The sequence below is a fragment of the Streptomyces hainanensis genome (assembly GCF_004348415.1).
GTDB lineage: Bacteria > Actinomycetota > Actinomycetes > Streptomycetales > Streptomycetaceae > Streptomyces > Streptomyces hainanensis.
In genome coordinates, this window is the sequence record NZ_SMKI01000141.1 from 1 (window position 1) to 16,007 (window position 16,007).

Below are 16,007 nucleotides of genomic sequence, written 5' to 3' on the forward strand. Positions count from 1 at the left end.
TCTGGGATGCGACCCGAGGGGTCGTCAGGCGGACGGTGCCCAGTGGTAGAAGCGACGTGCCATGGCGTCGGCCGGCGACCGCCACGTCTGCGGGTCGTAGGGGTCGATGTAGGGCCGGAGGTCGGCGGCGCGTTCGGCGCGCCGGGTCCACTTGGTGACGGCGGAGAACAGCGCCGTCTGGTCGATCTCGGTGAGGGCGCCGGTGTCGCGGCTGGCGGAGTGGATGTCGGAGGTGATCAGCAGCACCGGGACGCCGGCCGCGTAGGCCTCGCCGAGGCCGCCGACGGCGTAGGTGGTGCCGCCGCCGCTCGACACCTCGACGACGCCGACCCGGTTGCCGGCGCGGGCGTAGGCGTCGGCCATGGCCGCGGCGTGCCGCTCGTCGCGGGCGAGGACGTGGCGGAGCGCGTCGGCCCGCTGGTGGAGCGCGTCGTAGAAGACGACGCCGGTGTCGCCTGGGACACCGAAGAGGGTGGTGACGCCGCCGGCGACCAGGGCGTCCACCAGGAGGTCGGCGCCCCGGCCGGCGGCGGCGCCGGTACAGCCGGCGGTCCCGATGGCGGCCGTCCCGGTGGCGGTGCTGGCGGTGGTGGCGGTGGGCTGCGGGTGGGTCGTCACGGGGTGCTCCTGGGTGAGGGCCCGACGTGCCGCCAGGCGAGCGCGGCCAGCAGCCGGGCGGCGGCGGGCAGGACGGAGTCGTCGAAGACGGCGGTGGGCGCGTGGTTGCCGGCCGGGTGGTCGACGCCGGCGGGGGCGGCGCCGAGGTAGCCGTAGGCGCCGGGCACCCGGGCGAGGACGCGGGAGAAGTCCTCGGAGCCCATCCGGGGGCGCGGCAGCTCCTGGTAGGCGTCGGCGCCGAAGAGTTCGGCGGCGGTGCGGGCGAACAGCTCCGCGTGGTGCGGGTCGTTGACGGTGGCGGGCAGCACGGTGCGGAAGGTGACGTCCGCCTCGGCGCCGTGCGCGGCGGCGATCCCCCGCACCAGGGACGGGAGTTCGGCCGCGACGCGCCTGGTGGCGACGTCGGTGAAGGTGCGGACGCCGGCGCGGAACCGGGCCGAGTCGGGGACGACGTTGGGCGCGGTGCCGGCGTGGAACTCGCCGACCGTGACCACCACCGGGTCGAAGGCGTCGAAGCGGCGGGCGACGTAGGTGGTGAGGGCGAGGGCCGCCTCGGTGGCGGGCGGGATGGGGTCGAGCGCCTCGTGCGGGCGGCCGCCGTGGCCGCCGCGGCCGGTGACGGTGGCGTCCAGGACGCCGTAGGAGGACATCACGGGCCCGGGGCGGGTGTAGCAGCGGCCGGCGGGCAGGTCGGCGACCACGTGCAGCGCGTAGGCGGAGTCGACCGGCCGTCCCGCGGCGTCGAGCAGGCCCTCGTCGAGCATCAACCCGGCGCCGTCGTAGCCCTCCTCGCCCGGTTGGAACATCAGCACCACGGAGCCGGCCATGTGGTCGCGGCGGGCGGCCAACAGGCGGGCGGCGCCGACGAGTCCGGCGGTGTGCAGGTCGTGGCCGCAGGCGTGCATGGCGTCGCCCTCGGCGGCGAACGGCAGCCCGGTGCGCTCCCGCACCGGCAGCGCGTCCATGTCGCCGCGCAGCAGGACCACGGGGCCCGGCCGGGCGCCGTGCAGCACCGCGACGACGGAGTCGAGGGCCCGGCCGGTGTGCACGGTCAGCGCGTCCCCGGCCCCTCGGGTGAGTGCGTCGAGCGCGTCGAGCACGGCCCGCCGCGTGGCCGGCAGCCGCAGCCCGACCTCGGGCGTGGCGTGCAACGCGCGGCGCAGCGCGACGAGTTCGGGCCCGAGGGCGGCGGCCTCGGCGGCCGTGGGCGCGCCGGTCACGGCGCCTCCCCGGTCCGCAGGGCGGGCAGCACGCGCGCCACGACCTCCTCGAAGACGCCGTCCCGGTGCCGGCCCTGGAGGGGGAAGGGGAACATGAACTCGGTGATGCCGATGGTGGCATAGCGGCCGACGAAGTCCCGGAAGCGCTCGACGCTCTCGAACGGCGCGTCCTCGGTGAAGCCGGCCATGAAGGTCTTCCGGATGGTCGCCGGGTCGCGGCCGGCGCGCTCGGCGTGCTCGTCGAGGAGGCGGCCCCGGCGGGCGGTGAGTCGCACGCTCTCCGCCTCGGTGAGCCGGACGCCGCGCCGGAGTTGGGAGAAGAGCGAGCCGTAGCTGCTCCAGACGTCGGCGTGCCGGGCGGCCACCGTGAGGGTGGACTCCAGGTGGGCGGCGACCAGCAGCGGCGGGCGCGGGGCGGCGAGGGGCGCGGGGGCGCGGACGGCGCCCTCGACCCGGTAGTGGTCGCCGGCGAAGTCGAAGCGGTCCTGGTCGAGCATGCCGCGCACGACCGTGGCGTACTCGCCGAAGCGGGCGGCGCGTTCGGCCGGCTCCCAGCTGTCGGCGCCGGCCACCGCGTGGTCCCGTGGGTTGCCGCCGGCGCCGATCCCGGTGACGAACCGGCCGCCGGACAGGTGGTCCAGGGTGATGGCCTGCTTGGCGAGCACGGCCGGGTTGCGCAGCGGGAAGGCGCTGACCAGGGTGCCCACGGTGACGCGTTCGGTGGCGGCGGCGATGCCGGCGGCCAGCAGCCACGCGTCGAACCGGGGCCGGGAGGTGGTGCCGTCGTCGGCCAGGTCGCTCCACAGGTGGTCGCCGGCCCACAGGGCGTCCCAGCCCTGCCGCTCGAACGCCCGCCAGCGGGCGGTGAGTTCGTCCCAGGGCGCGGCCTCGTAGGTCATCAGGCCGAAGCGGAGCGGGGTCGGTGCGGTCACGAGCGGGTTTCCTTCTGGTCGATGACGGCGCGCAGGGCGGCGGCCAGGAACGCGTCGGTGATGGGCCCGGTGCCGGCGGCCCGCTCGGCCGCGAGGTAGGCGCGGCGGTAGGCGGCGGGCCGCCGGGCGGGCGGCAGCGCGTCGAGGGCGGCGATCAGCCGCTCCTGGAGAGGTGGTGGCCAGCGCGCCTCGTGGGCCCGGCGCGCCGGGCCGACGTCGAACAGGCCGCGGCCGGCGCGCGTCGGGGCGGCGTCGACGTCGTAGGCGCGCCGCGCCGCGTCCTCGGTCAGCAGGCCGCGTGCCTGGTCGCGGGCGACGTCGGCGGCCGGCCGCTCGGCCGGGTCGCCGAGGCCGCCGCCGCCCGCGGTCTCCACCCGCAGCACGTCGCCGGCGGCCAGTTCGAGAACGTTGACCCGGCCGAGCTCGCGCTCCCCCGGGGTGCCCGGGTTGAGCACGGCGCGCCCCGGCGCGCCGGGCAGCCCGCCGGCGACGCCCCAGGGCTGGAACTCCAGCCGCTCCATGCCGCGCACGGCCAGCGTCACCCCGTCGGCCAGCGCGCGGAGTTGGAGCACGATGCCGGCGCCGCCCGGATGGCGGCCAGGCCCTGCGGAGTCGGGGCGGTAGCGGTACTCCTCGACCAGCACGGGGACGTCCTGTTCGAGCAGTTCGTTGGGCACGTTGCGCAGCCAGCCGCCGGTGTAGCTGGTGCCGTGCAGTCCGTCGAGCCCGGGCCGGCCGCCGGAGCCGCCGGTGAGCGGCTGCCCCACGGCGACGTGCCGGCGTCCGGTCGTCGGGTCGGTGTGCGCGACGGTGGCGATGGCGACGGCGCCCGAGCCGGTGGCGAGGGCGGCGTCGGGCGCGGCCTGGGCGAGGCAGCCGAGGACGCAGTCCATGATGCGGAAGAAGACCGCGGCACGGACCCCGCAGGTGGCGCCGGGGCCCGGGTTGACGATGGATCCCGGCGGCAGGTCGGCGGTGACGGCGCGCACCAGGCCGGAGTTGTAGGGGATGCCGGGGTCGCGCGACACCAGGTAGTTGACCAGCGCGAACACCAGCATGTAGTGGCCGGGTTCGCCGCCGGTCGGCAGGTTGATGGCCTCGGCGACCTGCGGCGAGGTGCCCTGGAACGACAGGTGGGGCCGGCCGTCGGTCAGGGTCAGCTCCACCGCCAGCCGGGTGGGCGGCACCAGCACCTCGCCGGTCCCGGCCGGCCGGCCCTCGGCGCGCAGCCCCTCGACGTAGTCGACGAAGCGGTGGCTGCCGTCGCCGAAGCCCCGCAGGATCCCGGTGGCGCGCCGCTCGGCCTCGTCCAGCAGGTCCTCGACGGCGTCGGTGACGGCGGCGGCGCCGAAGGTGGCGGTGATCTCGTCGATGCGGCGCTGCGCGGTGGCGAGCCCGGCGAGCTGGGCCTCGATGTCGCCCCGGTTCTCCTCGGGCACCCGGGTGTTGGCGACCGCGGTGCGCAGCAGCGCCTCGTTGAGCCGGCCGCCCTCGCGGAGCTTGGCGGGCGGGATGAGCAGCCCCTCCTGGTGGATGTCGGTGTGGTGCCAGGAGATGGAGCCCGGTACGTCGCCGCCGATGTCGGAGGCGTGCACGAAGCTGAAGGCGTAGGCGATGATCCGGCCCTCGGCGTACAGCGGCGCCCACAGCCACACGTCGGGCAGGTGGGTGACCAGGCCGCCGGTGCCGTCCGGGTCGTTGCTGATGCCGACGTCGCCCGGCGCGTAGGGCGCGAGCGAGGCGATGGCGGTGGCGGCCGGGATGCCGATCATCAGGTTGCCCGAGATGGTGCGTGGGGCGGCGAACACCTCGCCGCGCGGGGTCACCAGGCAGGTGCCGAAGTCGGCGGTCTGCTTGACGAAGACGCTGAAGCTGGTGCGGCGGATGGTCTCCGCCATCTCCTCGACCACGGCGGTGAGTCGGTGGGTGAGGATCTCCAGGGTGACGGGTGAGCTGCGCATCAGCCGGCCTCTCCCCGGGCGACGCCGGTGTCGATCAGCAGGTTGCCGGCCGGGTCGACGCGTGCGACCGCGCCGCCCGGCACGTAGACGGTGGTGTCGGGCGCGGCGATGACGGCCGGCCCGGCGAGGGTGGCGCCGGCCGGGAGGTCGGCGCGCGCGACCTTGACGGCGGCCACCTCGGCACCGTTCTCGTAGAGCCGGTGCGGGCGCGGCGCGGCGCCGCCGGTCGCGGTGGCGCTGGGCAACGGGGGCGAGGCGGCGTCGGCGGTGAGGGTGAGCCGCAGGTTGCGGACGTCGAGTTCGGCGGCCGAGGCGTCGACGCCGTAGGCGGCGTGGTAGGCGGCGGCGAAGCCGCGGCGCAGCTCGGCGACGGTGGCGGGGGCGTCGTCGGGCAGCACGACGGGGAGGGTGAAGGACTGGCCGGCGCGCTGCACGTCGGCCCAGCGGCGGGTGGTGACGGTCGTGTGGAGGGTGGCGTCCTGCTCCGCGTACCAGGCGAGGGCCCGCTCGGTGAGGTCCTTCCAGGCGGTTTCGAGGCGGGTGTCGTCGAGGGTCGCGGTGGTCTCGCCGACGGAGGTGACGAGGTCCTGCCGCAGGCCGCTGACCAGGGCGCCGAAGGCGCAGAGCGTGCCGGGCGACCAGGGCACCAGTACCCGGGGGACGGCGAGGGCGCGGGCCAGCGCCACGGCCTGGACGGGCCCGGCGCCGCCGTAGGCGACGAGGTGGGTGGCGCCCGGGTCGACGCCGCGGCGGGCGAGCAGCGGCAGGAGCCGGGCGTGGGTCATCGCGGTCGCCACGTCGATGGTGGCGGCGGCCGCCTGCCGGACGTCGAGGCCGAGCCGGTCGGCGAGCGGGCGGAACGCGGCGCGGGCGGCCTCGGGGTCGATGGTGACGGCGCCGTCGGCGAAGCTTTCTGAGTTCTCAGGGGCCTCGGGGGCGAGGTGGCCGCAGACGACGTAGGCGTCGGTGAGGGTGGGTTCGGTGCCGCCGCGCCCGTAGCAGGCGGGGCCCGGTTGGGCGCCGGCGCTGCGGGGGCCGACCTTGAGCACCCCGGAGGCGTCGAGGTGGGCGACGGAGCCGCCGCCGGCGCCGATCGAGTCGATCTCGATGGCGGGGATGAGCAGCGGGAAGTCGCCGAGTGCGGAGTCGGTGGAGTAGGGCACGGCGCCGTCGACGATGGTGCAGTCGACGCTGGTGCCGCCCATGTCCATGGTGATCAGCCGGTCCACGCCGGCGGCGGCGGCGAGCCGCACCGCGCCGGCGACGCCGGCGGCGGGGCCGGACAGCAGGGTCTCCACGGCGGCGCGCAGCGGCGCTCGGCCGTCCGCGTCGCTCTCGTTCCCGCGGTGCGCGCCACCGGTCACGGACATGACGCCGCCGTTGGACTTGGTGATGTGCACCGGGCAGCGAAGCCCGGCGGCGCGCAGCCGCTCGGTGAGGTCGGCGAGGTAGCCGCCGAGCAGGCCGGCGACGTGCGCGGCGAGGACGGCGACCGTGGCCCGTTCGAACTCCTTCTCCTCGGGCCAGAGTTCGGCCGAGCCGGCGACCACGAGATCGGGGTGGGCGGCGCGGACGAGTTCGACGGCGCGCCGCTCGTGGGCCGGGTGGGCGTGCGCGTGCAGGAAGCAGACGGCCAACGCCGTCACCCCGCTCGCCCTGAGGTCGGCGACGGCGTCCAGCAACGCCCGTTCGTCCAGCGGGAGTTCGACGGTGCCGTCGGCGCGGACCCGTTCGGGTATCTCGCGGACGTCGCGCCGGTCGGCGAGCGGGTGCGCGGGCGCGGCGAAGAAGTCGATGGGGTCGCGCAGCCGGAGCCGCCCGATGTCGAGGAGGTCGGGGAAGCCGGCGGTGACCAGCAGCCCGGTGCGGGCGCCGGCGCGCTGGAGCACGGTGTTGAGGGCGAACGTCTGGCCGTGCGCGAAGTACTCGACGTCCTCGGCGGCGATGTCGTGCCGACGCAGGACCTCGGTGACGGCCCGGACGACGGCGGCGGCCGGGCGGGCGGCGTCCGACGGCACCTTGGCGGGGTGCACGGCGCCGTCCGCCGTGGTGAGGACGACGTCGGTGAAGGTGCCGCCGACGTCGACGCCGATCCGCGGCCGGGCTGCCTGGGTGCTGGTCACGCGGTCCGTTCTCCTCTCGTTTCCTTCGGCTCCCCGGGTTCACCGGTGCCGGCCTCGCGGGCCACCAGCGCGGCGCCGACGCCGCGCGCGGCGAGCGCGGCGGCGGCCGCGAGCAGCAGGGAGCCGGCGATCAGCAGGCTGGACATGGCGGTGACGGTGGGGTCCTGTTGCTGTTCGAGGCGGAGGAACACCGCGACGGGCAGGGTGGTCTGATCGGCCGGCATCAGGAAGACGGAGGTGTCGACCTCGTCGAACGAGGTGATGAACGCGAACACGGCGGCCGCGATCAGCGCGGGCCTGATCTGCGGCAGCGTGATCCGCAGGAAGGCGCGTGGCGGCGAGGCGCCCAGGTCGCGCGCCGCCTCCTCGAGCGCCGGGTCGAGGCCGGCGAGCGCGGCGCCCAACACCGAGACGACGAACGGGAGGAGCAGCAGGCAGTGCGCGAAGGCGATGCCGCCGACCGTGCCGTAGGCGGTGGGGAAGAGCGAGGCGTAGAGCACGAAGAGGCAGAAGCCGGTGACCACCCGGGGCAGGCTGAGCGGCATCACGAACACCGCGCGCAACAGGGCGGCGCCGGGGAAGCGGTAGCGGGCGATGGCGTAGGCGGCCGCGGCGCCGACGGCCAGGGAGATGGCGGTGGCGAGGGCGGCGACCTGCAGCGAGTAGGCGAGGCCGACGCGGAACGGCTCGTACTCCAGGGCCTCCCGGAACCAGCGGAGGCTCCATCCGTTGGGCCAGCCGCCGTCCGCGACCTCGTCGGCGCTGAACGACGACAGCACGACGACGGCGAGCGGCAGCAGCACGAAGCCGGCGGTCAGGGTGAGGAAGACGCCGCGGGCGGCGGCGCCGAGCCCGGTGCCGGTCGGGCGACCCGTCAGGCGACCTGTCAGGCGGCTCGTCGTGCGGCTCGTCATGCGATCGTCCCCTTCCGGTCGCGGCGTTGCCGGACGTCGACCAGCCGGCTGAGCCGGTTGAACACGCTGAGCACCACGAGGGCGACGGCCAGCAGCAGGAGCGCCTGCACGGCGGCGAGCGGCCAGTTGAGCTGCTGGATGTTCTGGTAGACGGACTGGGAGAGCACGGTGACCCGGCCGCCGCCGAGCAGCGCCGGGGTGGCGAAGGCGCTGACGGTGAGCGCGAACACCAGTTGGGCGGCCGCGACGATGCCGGGCAGGGTGAGCGGCAGCAGCACCGAGCGGAGCCGGCGGGCCGGCGAGGCGCCGAGGTCGGCGGCGGCCTCCAGCACGCCGGGCGGCAGGGTGCGCAGCGCGGCGAGCAACGGCACGACGGCGAACGGCAGTTCCACGTGGACGAGGGCCAGGATCACGCCCGGCTCGTGGTAGAGCCAGCCGTCGAGGGGCCCGGCGAGCAGCCCGCCGGGGCTGAGCAGCAGCATCCAGCCGTAGGAGCGCACCACGACGCTGACCAGGATCGGGGAGAAGATCACGAAGCCGAGCAGGCCGCGCACCCACCAGCGCCGCACCCGGTACAGGCACCAGGCGACGGGGTAGGCGAGGGCGACGGTGAGCACGGTGACGACGACGCCGACGCGGAGCGTGGTCCACAGCACGCCCAACTGGTAGTCGTCGCCGAGCGCCTGGGACCAGGTCTCGGTGGAGAACGGGGCGAAGAGGCGGCTGCTGCGCTCGGTGCGGAAGCTGTAGGAGAACAGCAGCAGGATCACCGAGCAGAAGACGAGGAGCAGGTAGGCGGTGCCTGGCGCGACCAGGGCGTAGGCGATCAGTCGCCGGCGCCGGGCGGCCACCGGGGCGGGGGGCTGGGCCTTGTCGTGCCCTGTCACGAGGCGGCCTCCCGGACCGCGCCTTCCTCCGGCAGCCCGGCCTCCGGCACCGCGGCCTCCGGCACCGCGGTCTCCGGCACCACGGCGACCTGGGCGGCGGCCACGGCCAGGCCGACCCGCTCGCCGACCGCCGCCGTGGTGGCGCCGGCCTCGGCGTCCACCAGCACCTCGCGGCCGGTGGCGGTCTCCAGCACCACCCGCAGCCGGGGCCCGAGGAATCCGGCGGAGCGGACCGTGGCCGTGCCGACCGACGCCGCGTCGTCGGCGGCGGCGAGCCGGAAGGACTCGGGCCGCACGGCGAGCAGCCCGTCGTGGTCGGCCGGCAGCGTCAGGCCGTCCGCGGTGGCGCCGGCGAACAGGTTGTTCTCGCCGATGAACTCGGCGACGAAGCGGCTGGCCGGCGTGTGGTAGAGCTCGCGGGCGGTGCCCGTCTGCTCCACCCGGCCGGCGTTGAGCACGGCGATGCGGTCCGATATCTCCATCGCCTCGGCCTGGTTGTGGGTGACGCAGACGAACGCGGTGCCGGTGCGCCGCTGGAGGGCACGCAGCTCGCGGCGCATCCGCAGCTGGAGGCCGAGGTCGAGGGCGCTCAACGGCTCGTCGAGCAGCAGCACCTGGGGCCGCCTGACCAGGGCGCGGGCCATCGCGACGCGCTGGCGCTGGCCGCCGGAGAGGGTGCCGGGCGCCCGGCCGGCGAACTCCGCCATGCCGACGACGTCCAGCAGTTCCTCGACCCGGCCGGCGATCTCCCGCTTGGCGGTCTTCTCGGTCCGCAGCCCGAAGGCCACGTTGTCGAAGACGCTCAGGTGCGGGAAGAGCGCGCCCTGTTGGAAGACCAGGTTGGTGGGCCGCCGATGGGCCGGGGTCCTGGTGACGTCGGTGCCGTTGATCGAGACCCGCCCTTCGTCGGGCGCGTCGAGGCCGGCGACGATGCGCAGCGCGGTGGTCTTGCCGCAGCCGGAGGGGCCGAGCAGCGAGAAGAACTCACCCTCGCGCACCTCGATGTCGACGGCGTCCAACACCCGCCGCCCGTCGAACCACTTGGAGACGCCGTCGGCGTGCAGCGCCGGCACGCTCACAGGTGCGCCTTCACGTCACGGTTCCACTGGTCGGTGGCGGCCTCGATGCCGCCGACGAGGGCCGCCCAGTCGAGCCGGACCGCCGACTCGACCGTCGCCAGCTGGAAGCTGGGCTTGTCGCGGAACGCCTCGGGCAGCTCGGCGCCGTCGATCAGCGGGATGGTGGCGGTGGCGGCGCTGTAGCGGGTGACGGCCTCGGGGTCGAGGATCTCGTTCATCAGCCGCCTGGCGGCGTCGAGTTGGGCCTCGGTCGAGCCCGCGACGAGCTGGAAACCCTCGGGGAAGGCCATCACGCCCTCGTCGGGTATCGCGAAGCCGATCGGGTCGCCCTCGTCGATCCAGGGCTGGGCGACGCCCTGGAAGCCGGGAGCGACGACCACCTCGCCGCTGACGAGCTGGCGGCGGAGTTGGTCGATGGAGCCGATCAGGCCGGAGAACTGCCCGGCCCTGGCCGCCTCGGCGAAGACGTCGAGCCCGGCGGACAGGTCGTCCTCCGTGCCGCCCTGGACCCGGTTGACGACGGGCACGGCGTTGACGCTGAACGCCGGCGCGTCCCAGGTGGTGACCCGGCCGCGGTAGGCGGGGTCGAACAGGTCCATCCAGGATCTGGGCGGCTCGGGCACGGCCTCGGTGTTGTAGAGGATGCCCATCGCGTCCATCACCGTGTAGGCGCCGAGGCCGTCGGCGGTGCGGTAGTCGGGCAGCACCCTGGCCACGTTGGGCACCTGGCTGTCGTCGACCGGCACCCACAGGTCCTGGGCGGCGCCCTGCGCGAAGCTCTGGGCGTTGAAGAACCCGAGGTTGAGCAGCGGGTCGTCGGCGTTGACCTGTACCGAGGAGACCAGCCTGGGGAAGGTGTCGGCGTTGGTGCCCTCGATGAACGTGACGGTGACGCCCTCGCGTTCGCCGAAGGACTCGCCGATCTCCCGGGGTACCTCGCCCTGGGCGCCGGCCCAGTGGAACAGGGTGAGCTCGGTCTTCCCGCCGCTCGACCCGCCGGGTGCCCCGCAGGCGGCGAGGAACTGGCTTCCCAGCAGGCCGAGACCGGCGGCTCCGGCGCCTCGCAGTATGGCGCGGCGACTCATGTGCGTCATGGCGATACCTCGCTCTCCCTCTTCCACGACGGGGCCAGCGCCCCGGACGACGCGCGGAGTGGGGTCGGCGCGGCCGGGCGTGCATTCACTGCACGCAGGTTCGCATACGAAGCCGCATACGAACATCCGTCGGATGAAGATTTCATGCGAGCGAAACAACCAGCAACAATCAATCCGCCCATATCGCCCCATAGGGAGCGATGCTGGCGCGCCCGCGCGCCGCAGGCAGGGCGCGCGGCACCGGGGAGCGGCAACGGTGTTCGAGCAGGTCGCGGGCGAACGTCGTGTACGCGCGGTCGTCGCACATCAGGTCGTGGACGACGTGCGCCGACTCCCGGTTGGCCGGCTCGGCACCGAAGCGCCCGAACAGCGGGCCGACATGGGGCCCGAAGTCGGCCAACAGGTCACGGCCCCGGAGGAGCGCCGCACCCCGCGCGAGCCGACCCGCTTCTGGCGGTTCCCCCGGGGGTTACCGGTTGACGGCGTAGCCGTACGGCTCGGGCCAGGCGGGCCGGTCGCCGAGTTCGGCGGCGGCGCGGTGCGCCCAGTAGGGCTCGCGCAGCAACTGCCGGCCGAGCAGGACCGCGTCCGCCTGGCCGGCCGCGACGATCTCCTCGGCCTGCGCGGGCTCGCGGACCAGGCCAACGGCACCGGTGGGCAGCCCCACCTCGGCGCGCACCCGGGCGGCGAACGGCACCTGGTAGCCCGGCCCGGTGGGGACCTTCGCGTCGGGGACCATGCCGCCGCTCGACACGTCGAGCAGGTCGACGCCGTGCGCCTGGAGCTCCTTGGCCAGCCGCACGGTGTCGTCCCCGGTCCACCCCTCGCGGTCGTCACCCGGGTGCTCGCTCAGCCAGTCGGTGGCCGAGGTGCGGAAGAAGACCGGCAACTCGTCCGGCCAGACCGCGCGCACCGCGTCCACCACCTGGAGCGGGAACCGCAGCCGGTTCTCGAAGTCGCCGCCGTACGCGTCGGTGCGGTGGTTGGCGACCGGCGAGAGGAAGGAGTTGATGAGGTAGCCGTGGGCGCCGTGCACCTCGACCACCTGGAAGCCGGCGGCGAGGGCGCGCTCCGCGGCCTCGGCGAAGTCGCGCACCAGCCGCTGGATCTCCGGCTCGGTGAGCTCCCGAGGGGCCGGCCGGTCGCCGAAGGGCACCGCGCTCGGCGCCACCGTGGGCCAGCCGCCCGCCGACCCGGGGACGTGGCCGCCGCCGAGCCAGGGCCGGTCGCTCGACGCCTTGCGGCCGGCATGAGCCAGCTGGATCGCGGGCACCGCGCCGTGCGCGCGGACGGCCTCGGCGATCCGGGCGAGCGCCGCCTGCTGCCGGTCGTTCCACAGCCCGAGGTCGTGGGGGCTGATCCGGCCGTCGGGACGCACTCCGGTGGCCTCGACCATCACCAGGCCGGCGCCGCCCGCGGCCCGGCTCGCCAGGTGGGCGAGGTGGAAGTCCGTGGGCACCCCGGTCTCCGGCCCCTCGCCGGCGGCCGAGTACATGCACATCGGGGACATCCACACGCGGTTGGGGATCGTCAGCGACCGCAGCGTGAAGGGCGTGAACAGCTGGCTCATGGGGATTCCTCGGGGTGGCGTGGCACGAACCGACAGTCAGTACGATAGCGACGGTAGTACGACACCTGTCAAACTATGAGGATTCCCGAAGCCGGCGCCGGGTCGTCCACCGCTGGACACCCGTCCCGGGCGGCCGGCCGGTGCCCACATCGGCCGCGGTGGTTCCGGCGGCGCTCCGCATCGCCTACTGGCGGCGGCGCGCCCGCGTCGCCCCGGCCGCGGTGGGCTGAGCCGGGGCGACGGCCGGGGGTCAGTCAGCGCCGAACTCCATCGCGGCGCGGTCGAGCAGCTGGTCGTCGGCCGAGGGCGTGCCGTCCGAGGCGATCGCCTCGGAGGCGCCCTGCGGCATGGCGCCGATCAGCCCGGTGGCGGCGGCCTGCGCGGCGCCGATCAGCGCCGGCTGGGTGCTGCCGACCATGCCGAGGCCGGCGTACTGCTCCAGCTTGGCGCGGGAGTCGGCGATGTCGAGGTTGCGCATGGTCAGCTGGCCGATCCGGTCCAGCGGGCCGAAGGCCGCGTCCTCGGTGCGCTCCATGGACAGCTTGTCCGGGTGGTAGCTGAACGCCGGCCCGGTGGTGTCGAGGATCGAGTAGTCCTCGCCGCGGCGCAGCCGCAGGGTGACCTCGCCCGTGACGGCGGTGCCGACCCAGCGCTGCAGCGACTCGCGCAGCATCAGCGCCTGCGGGTCGAGCCAGCGCCCCTCGTACATCAGCCGGCCGAGCCGCCGCCCCTCGGCGTGGTAGGCGGCCAGCGTGTCCTCGTTGTGGATCGCGTTGACCAGCCGCTCGTAGGCCGCGTGCAGCAGCGCCATGCCGGGGGCCTCGTAGATGCCCCGGCTCTTGGCCTCGATGATCCGGTTCTCGATCTGGTCCGACATGCCGAGGCCGTGCCGGCCGCCGATGACGTTGGCCTCGAGCACCAGGTCGACGGCGGAGGCGAACTCCTTGCCGTTGATGGTCACCGGCCGGCCCTGCTCGAAGCCGATCGTGACGTCCTCGGCCGCTATGTCGACGGACGGGTCCCAGAACCGGACGCCCATGATCGGCTCGACGAGCTCGACACCCGCGTCCAGGTGCTCCAGGGCCTTGGCCTCGTGGGTGGCGCCCCAGATGTTGGCGTCCGTCGAGTACGCCTTCTCCACGCTGTCCCGGTAGGGCAGGCCGTGGGCCAGCAGCCACTCCGACATCTCCTTGCGGCCGCCGAGCTCGCCGACGAAGTCGGCGTCGAGCCACGGCTTGTAGATCCGCAGCGACGGGTTGGCGAGCAGGCCGTAGCGGTAGAACCGCTCGATGTCGTTGCCCTTGAAGGTCGAGCCGTCACCCCAGATCTGCACGTTGTCCTCGAGCATCGCGCGCACCAGCAGCGTGCCGGTGACCGCCCGCCCGAGCGGGGTGGTGTTGAAGTAGGCCCGACCGCCGGACCGGATGTGGAACGCGCCACAGGCCAGCGCCGCGAGCCCCTCCTCGACGAGGGCCGCCCGGCAGTCGACGAGGCGGGCGACCTCCGCGCCGTACGCCGTGGCCCGCCCGGGCACCGAGGCGATGTCGGGCTCGTCGTACTGGCCGATGTCGGCGGTGTACGTGCAGGGCACGGCGCCCTTGTCGCGCATCCAGGCGACCGCTACCGAGGTGTCGAGGCCGCCCGAGAAGGCGATCCCGACGCGCTCGCCGACAGGCAGGGAGGTGAGCACTTTGGACATGGCGTAAGTATGCACATCCTCGAATGAACATGCAAACGTGCGATCGACCGGTTCGCCGCGTAGCGCGGCATCGCCGCGCGTAGTGCGGGTCTGGGTGGTGGCTCGCTGCCCCGGGCCGGCACGGCCGGGCGGCGGCGCCGCCCGCGCCGCCGGCCTGCCGGCGGGTCCGCCCCGCGAGGCGTCAGGCCGTGGGGCCGGCCGCGGTGCCCAGCGTGCCGCGGATCACCCGGATCCCCTGGTCGACCATCGCGCCGATGGGCTCCGCCAGGCTGTCCGGCCGCACGTCGGTGGTCCAGACGAAGCGGCTGCGGCCGTCGGTCTCGGCGAACACCTGCATCGAGGCGTGGTGGTGGACGACCTCCAGGGAGCCACCCACCACGGCGTAGGCGATGCGCCTCGTGTCGTCGTCCAGCGAGACGACGAGCTCGTGCACCACGGTGCCCTCCGCGAAGGTCACGACCCGGACGTCTCCTTCGACACGGGTGTCGACGACGAAGCCGGGGGCGAGTCTGCGGTGGACCTGCCCCCAGTCGCGGATCGCCGCCCAGAGGGCCTCGGGGTCGGTGTCGATCAGGGCGGTGCGTTGGACGGTCGCCATGGGTGGTTCTCCGGTCTCTCTCGGTCGGTCAGTTGGTGGCGGTCGCGGCGGGGGCCAGGCAGAAGGCGTGCCCCTGGGGGTCGGTGAGGACGACCCACTGCCCCTCGCCCGGCTGGTGAGCCGGCCGGGAGGCACCGAGGGCGAGCAGTTCCGTGACGGCGCGGTCCAGGTCGGGCACGGTGAAGTCGAGGTGCAGGTGCGCGCTCTCCTCGGGCCAGCGCGGCGCCCGGTACCCCTCGACGCGGGCGAAGGCCAGCCCCGGCCCCGCGCTGCCGGCGCCGGCCGCACCGAGGGAGGCGAAGTCCGCGTCGCTGTGCGTGAGTTCCCAGCCGGTGGCCTTCCGGTAGAACTCGGCGAGCGCGGCCGGGTCCGCGCAGTCGACGACGACGGTGGTGAGCTGTTCGAGGACGGGCATGAGGTGGCTCCTGAATCGTGAACACGGCTTCGGTGGGAAGCAGCCTGCCGTGGCCGGCCCGTCCCGGTCTTGAACATCCTTGCGGTCGGACTGTCGGACCCGCCGCGTACGGTGCGAACCGTGCTCTCCGCCGTACCCGTCGCCGCCCGGGCCGACTTCCAGGTCAGCGCCGTCGCGTGCCACAGCGATCACCGCCGCTGGTCGTCCCCCGAGGTCTGCGGCGGCTTCCGCGTCGTGCTGGTGCGTCGCGGCCGCTTCCGCCGCCTGGCCGCCGGGAAGGCCACCGACCTCGACGCGAGCCTGGGCTACCTCGGGACCCCGGGCGAGGAGGAGAGCTTCGCCCATCCCTCGGGCGGCGACCACTGCACGTCGATCACCGTCACCCCCCGGCTCTGGTACTCCCTCGCCGGCGAAGAACGCCGGGCCGCGACGGGGGCGCTCTACGTCGACCCGCCGCTCGACCTGGCCCACCGCCGCCTGCTCGCGGCCGCCCGCTCCGGGGACGTCGACTACGCCACCAGCGAGGAACTGCTGACCCTGTTGGCGACCGCCGTCGCCCGCCCGGCGCCGGGCGCGACTCCCGCCGGCCGCGACCGCGCGCTCGTCGCGGCGGCCCGCGAGGCCATCACCGCCGGGCACCCGGCCTCGACCACGCTCTTCTCCCTCGCCGAACTCCTCGGCGCCTCCCCCTACCGGCTCAGTCGGGCCTTCCCCCGCGAACTCGGCGTCTCGGTGACCCACTACCGCCACCGGGTCCGCATCGGCCGCGCCCTCGACCGCCTGGAGGCCGGCGAGGCCAGCCTCAGCACCCTCGCGGCCGACCTCGGCTACGCCGACCAGGCCCACCTCACCCGGACCCTGCGCCACCACCTCGGCCACACCCCCACCGCCCTGCGC

General features: G+C 74.9%; 15 protein-coding genes. 1 reads left to right on the plus strand and 14 read right to left on the minus strand.

The genetic code is table 11. From position 1 onward, the window contains the following. Positions 1-24: 24 nt before the first annotated feature. From E1283_RS15210 to E1283_RS15275, 14 genes are all read right to left on the minus strand, one after another. Complete coding sequence (locus E1283_RS15210; RefSeq protein ID WP_165956124.1) at positions 25-618, minus strand: TcmI family type II polyketide cyclase; 594 nt, start codon at positions 616-618, stop codon at positions 25-27. Next, complete coding sequence (locus E1283_RS15215) at positions 615-1,838, minus strand: M20 metallopeptidase family protein (RefSeq protein ID WP_132818571.1); 1,224 nt, start codon at positions 1,836-1,838, stop codon at positions 615-617. Before E1283_RS15215 ends, E1283_RS15210 begins: the two co-directional genes overlap by 4 nt. After that, positions 1,835-2,770 carry an LLM class flavin-dependent oxidoreductase gene (locus tag E1283_RS15220; protein ID WP_132818572.1) on the minus strand — a complete coding sequence of 312 codons (936 nt, stop codon included), beginning with the start codon at positions 2,768-2,770 and terminating at the stop codon, positions 1,835-1,837. Before E1283_RS15220 ends, E1283_RS15215 begins: the two co-directional genes overlap by 4 nt. Continuing rightward, the gene (locus E1283_RS15225) at positions 2,767-4,731 is read right to left on the minus strand and encodes a hydantoinase B/oxoprolinase family protein (RefSeq protein ID WP_132818573.1); all 1,965 of its coding nucleotides are present in this window, start codon (positions 4,729-4,731) and stop codon (positions 2,767-2,769) included. The genes E1283_RS15220 and E1283_RS15225 overlap by 4 nt, the downstream gene beginning before the upstream one ends. Continuing rightward, the gene (locus E1283_RS15230) at positions 4,731-6,854 is read right to left on the minus strand and encodes a hydantoinase/oxoprolinase family protein (RefSeq protein ID WP_132818574.1); all 2,124 of its coding nucleotides are present in this window, start codon (positions 6,852-6,854) and stop codon (positions 4,731-4,733) included. The genes E1283_RS15225 and E1283_RS15230 overlap by 1 nt, the downstream gene beginning before the upstream one ends. Beyond that, entirely contained in the window at positions 6,851-7,768 is a 918-nt protein-coding gene (locus E1283_RS15235; RefSeq protein ID WP_132818575.1) for an ABC transporter permease, read from the minus strand. The genes E1283_RS15230 and E1283_RS15235 overlap by 4 nt, the downstream gene beginning before the upstream one ends. Beyond that, a complete protein-coding gene (locus E1283_RS15240; protein WP_132818576.1) occupies positions 7,765-8,655 on the minus strand; it encodes an ABC transporter permease in 891 nt (296 codons plus the stop codon). Before E1283_RS15240 ends, E1283_RS15235 begins: the two co-directional genes overlap by 4 nt. Further along, positions 8,652-9,734 carry an ABC transporter ATP-binding protein gene (locus E1283_RS15245; protein ID WP_132818577.1) on the minus strand — a complete coding sequence of 361 codons (1,083 nt, stop codon included), beginning with the start codon at positions 9,732-9,734 and terminating at the stop codon, positions 8,652-8,654. Before E1283_RS15245 ends, E1283_RS15240 begins: the two co-directional genes overlap by 4 nt. Beyond that, positions 9,731-10,828, minus strand: a complete 1,098-nt coding sequence (locus tag E1283_RS15250) for an ABC transporter substrate-binding protein (protein WP_165956125.1) — start codon at positions 10,826-10,828, stop codon at positions 9,731-9,733. The genes E1283_RS15245 and E1283_RS15250 overlap by 4 nt, the downstream gene beginning before the upstream one ends. A 169-nt stretch (positions 10,829-10,997) precedes the next feature. Continuing rightward, positions 10,998-11,228 (minus strand): hypothetical protein, encoded by a 231-nt coding sequence (locus E1283_RS15255; protein WP_132818579.1) that lies wholly within the window; start codon positions 11,226-11,228, stop codon positions 10,998-11,000. A 69-nt stretch (positions 11,229-11,297) separates the two neighbouring features. Beyond that, on the minus strand, positions 11,298-12,398 hold the full coding sequence (locus E1283_RS15260) for an NADH:flavin oxidoreductase/NADH oxidase (protein WP_132818580.1): 1,101 nt from the start codon (positions 12,396-12,398) through the stop codon (positions 11,298-11,300). 250 nt (positions 12,399-12,648) lie between these two features. After that, a complete protein-coding gene (gene argG / locus E1283_RS15265) occupies positions 12,649-14,097 on the minus strand; it encodes an argininosuccinate synthase (RefSeq protein WP_132818581.1) in 1,449 nt (482 codons plus the stop codon). Positions 14,098-14,278: 181 nt separating this feature from the next. After that, complete coding sequence (locus tag E1283_RS15270; protein WP_132818582.1) at positions 14,279-14,695, minus strand: SRPBCC family protein; 417 nt, start codon at positions 14,693-14,695, stop codon at positions 14,279-14,281. Positions 14,696-14,723: 28 nt separating this feature from the next. After that, the gene (locus tag E1283_RS15275) at positions 14,724-15,110 is read right to left on the minus strand and encodes a VOC family protein (protein WP_132818583.1); all 387 of its coding nucleotides are present in this window, start codon (positions 15,108-15,110) and stop codon (positions 14,724-14,726) included. A 120-nt stretch (positions 15,111-15,230) separates the two neighbouring features. On the opposite strand from E1283_RS15275, the gene E1283_RS15280 reads away from it, so the two are divergent. Next, positions 15,231-16,007: helix-turn-helix domain-containing protein (locus tag E1283_RS15280; protein ID WP_132818584.1), on the plus strand; the 777-nt coding region annotated here is incomplete at its 3' end.

Coding starts and splice junctions, on each gene's coding strand:
- E1283_RS15225 (WP_132818573.1), bottom strand. CDS start 4,731: ATGCGCAGCTCACCCGTCACCCTGGAGATCCTCACCCACCGACTCACC.
- E1283_RS15235 (WP_132818575.1), bottom strand. CDS start 7,768: ATGACGAGCCGCACGACGAGCCGCCTGACAGGTCGCCTGACGGGTCGC.
- E1283_RS15250 (WP_165956125.1), bottom strand. CDS start 10,828: ATGACGCACATGAGTCGCCGCGCCATACTGCGAGGCGCCGGAGCCGCC.
- E1283_RS15260 (WP_132818580.1), bottom strand. CDS start 12,398: ATGAGCCAGCTGTTCACGCCCTTCACGCTGCGGTCGCTGACGATCCCC.
- argG (WP_132818581.1), bottom strand. CDS start 14,097: ATGTCCAAAGTGCTCACCTCCCTGCCTGTCGGCGAGCGCGTCGGGATC.
- E1283_RS15270 (WP_132818582.1), bottom strand. CDS start 14,695: ATGGCGACCGTCCAACGCACCGCCCTGATCGACACCGACCCCGAGGCC.
- E1283_RS15275 (WP_132818583.1), bottom strand. CDS start 15,110: ATGCCCGTCCTCGAACAGCTCACCACCGTCGTCGTCGACTGCGCGGAC.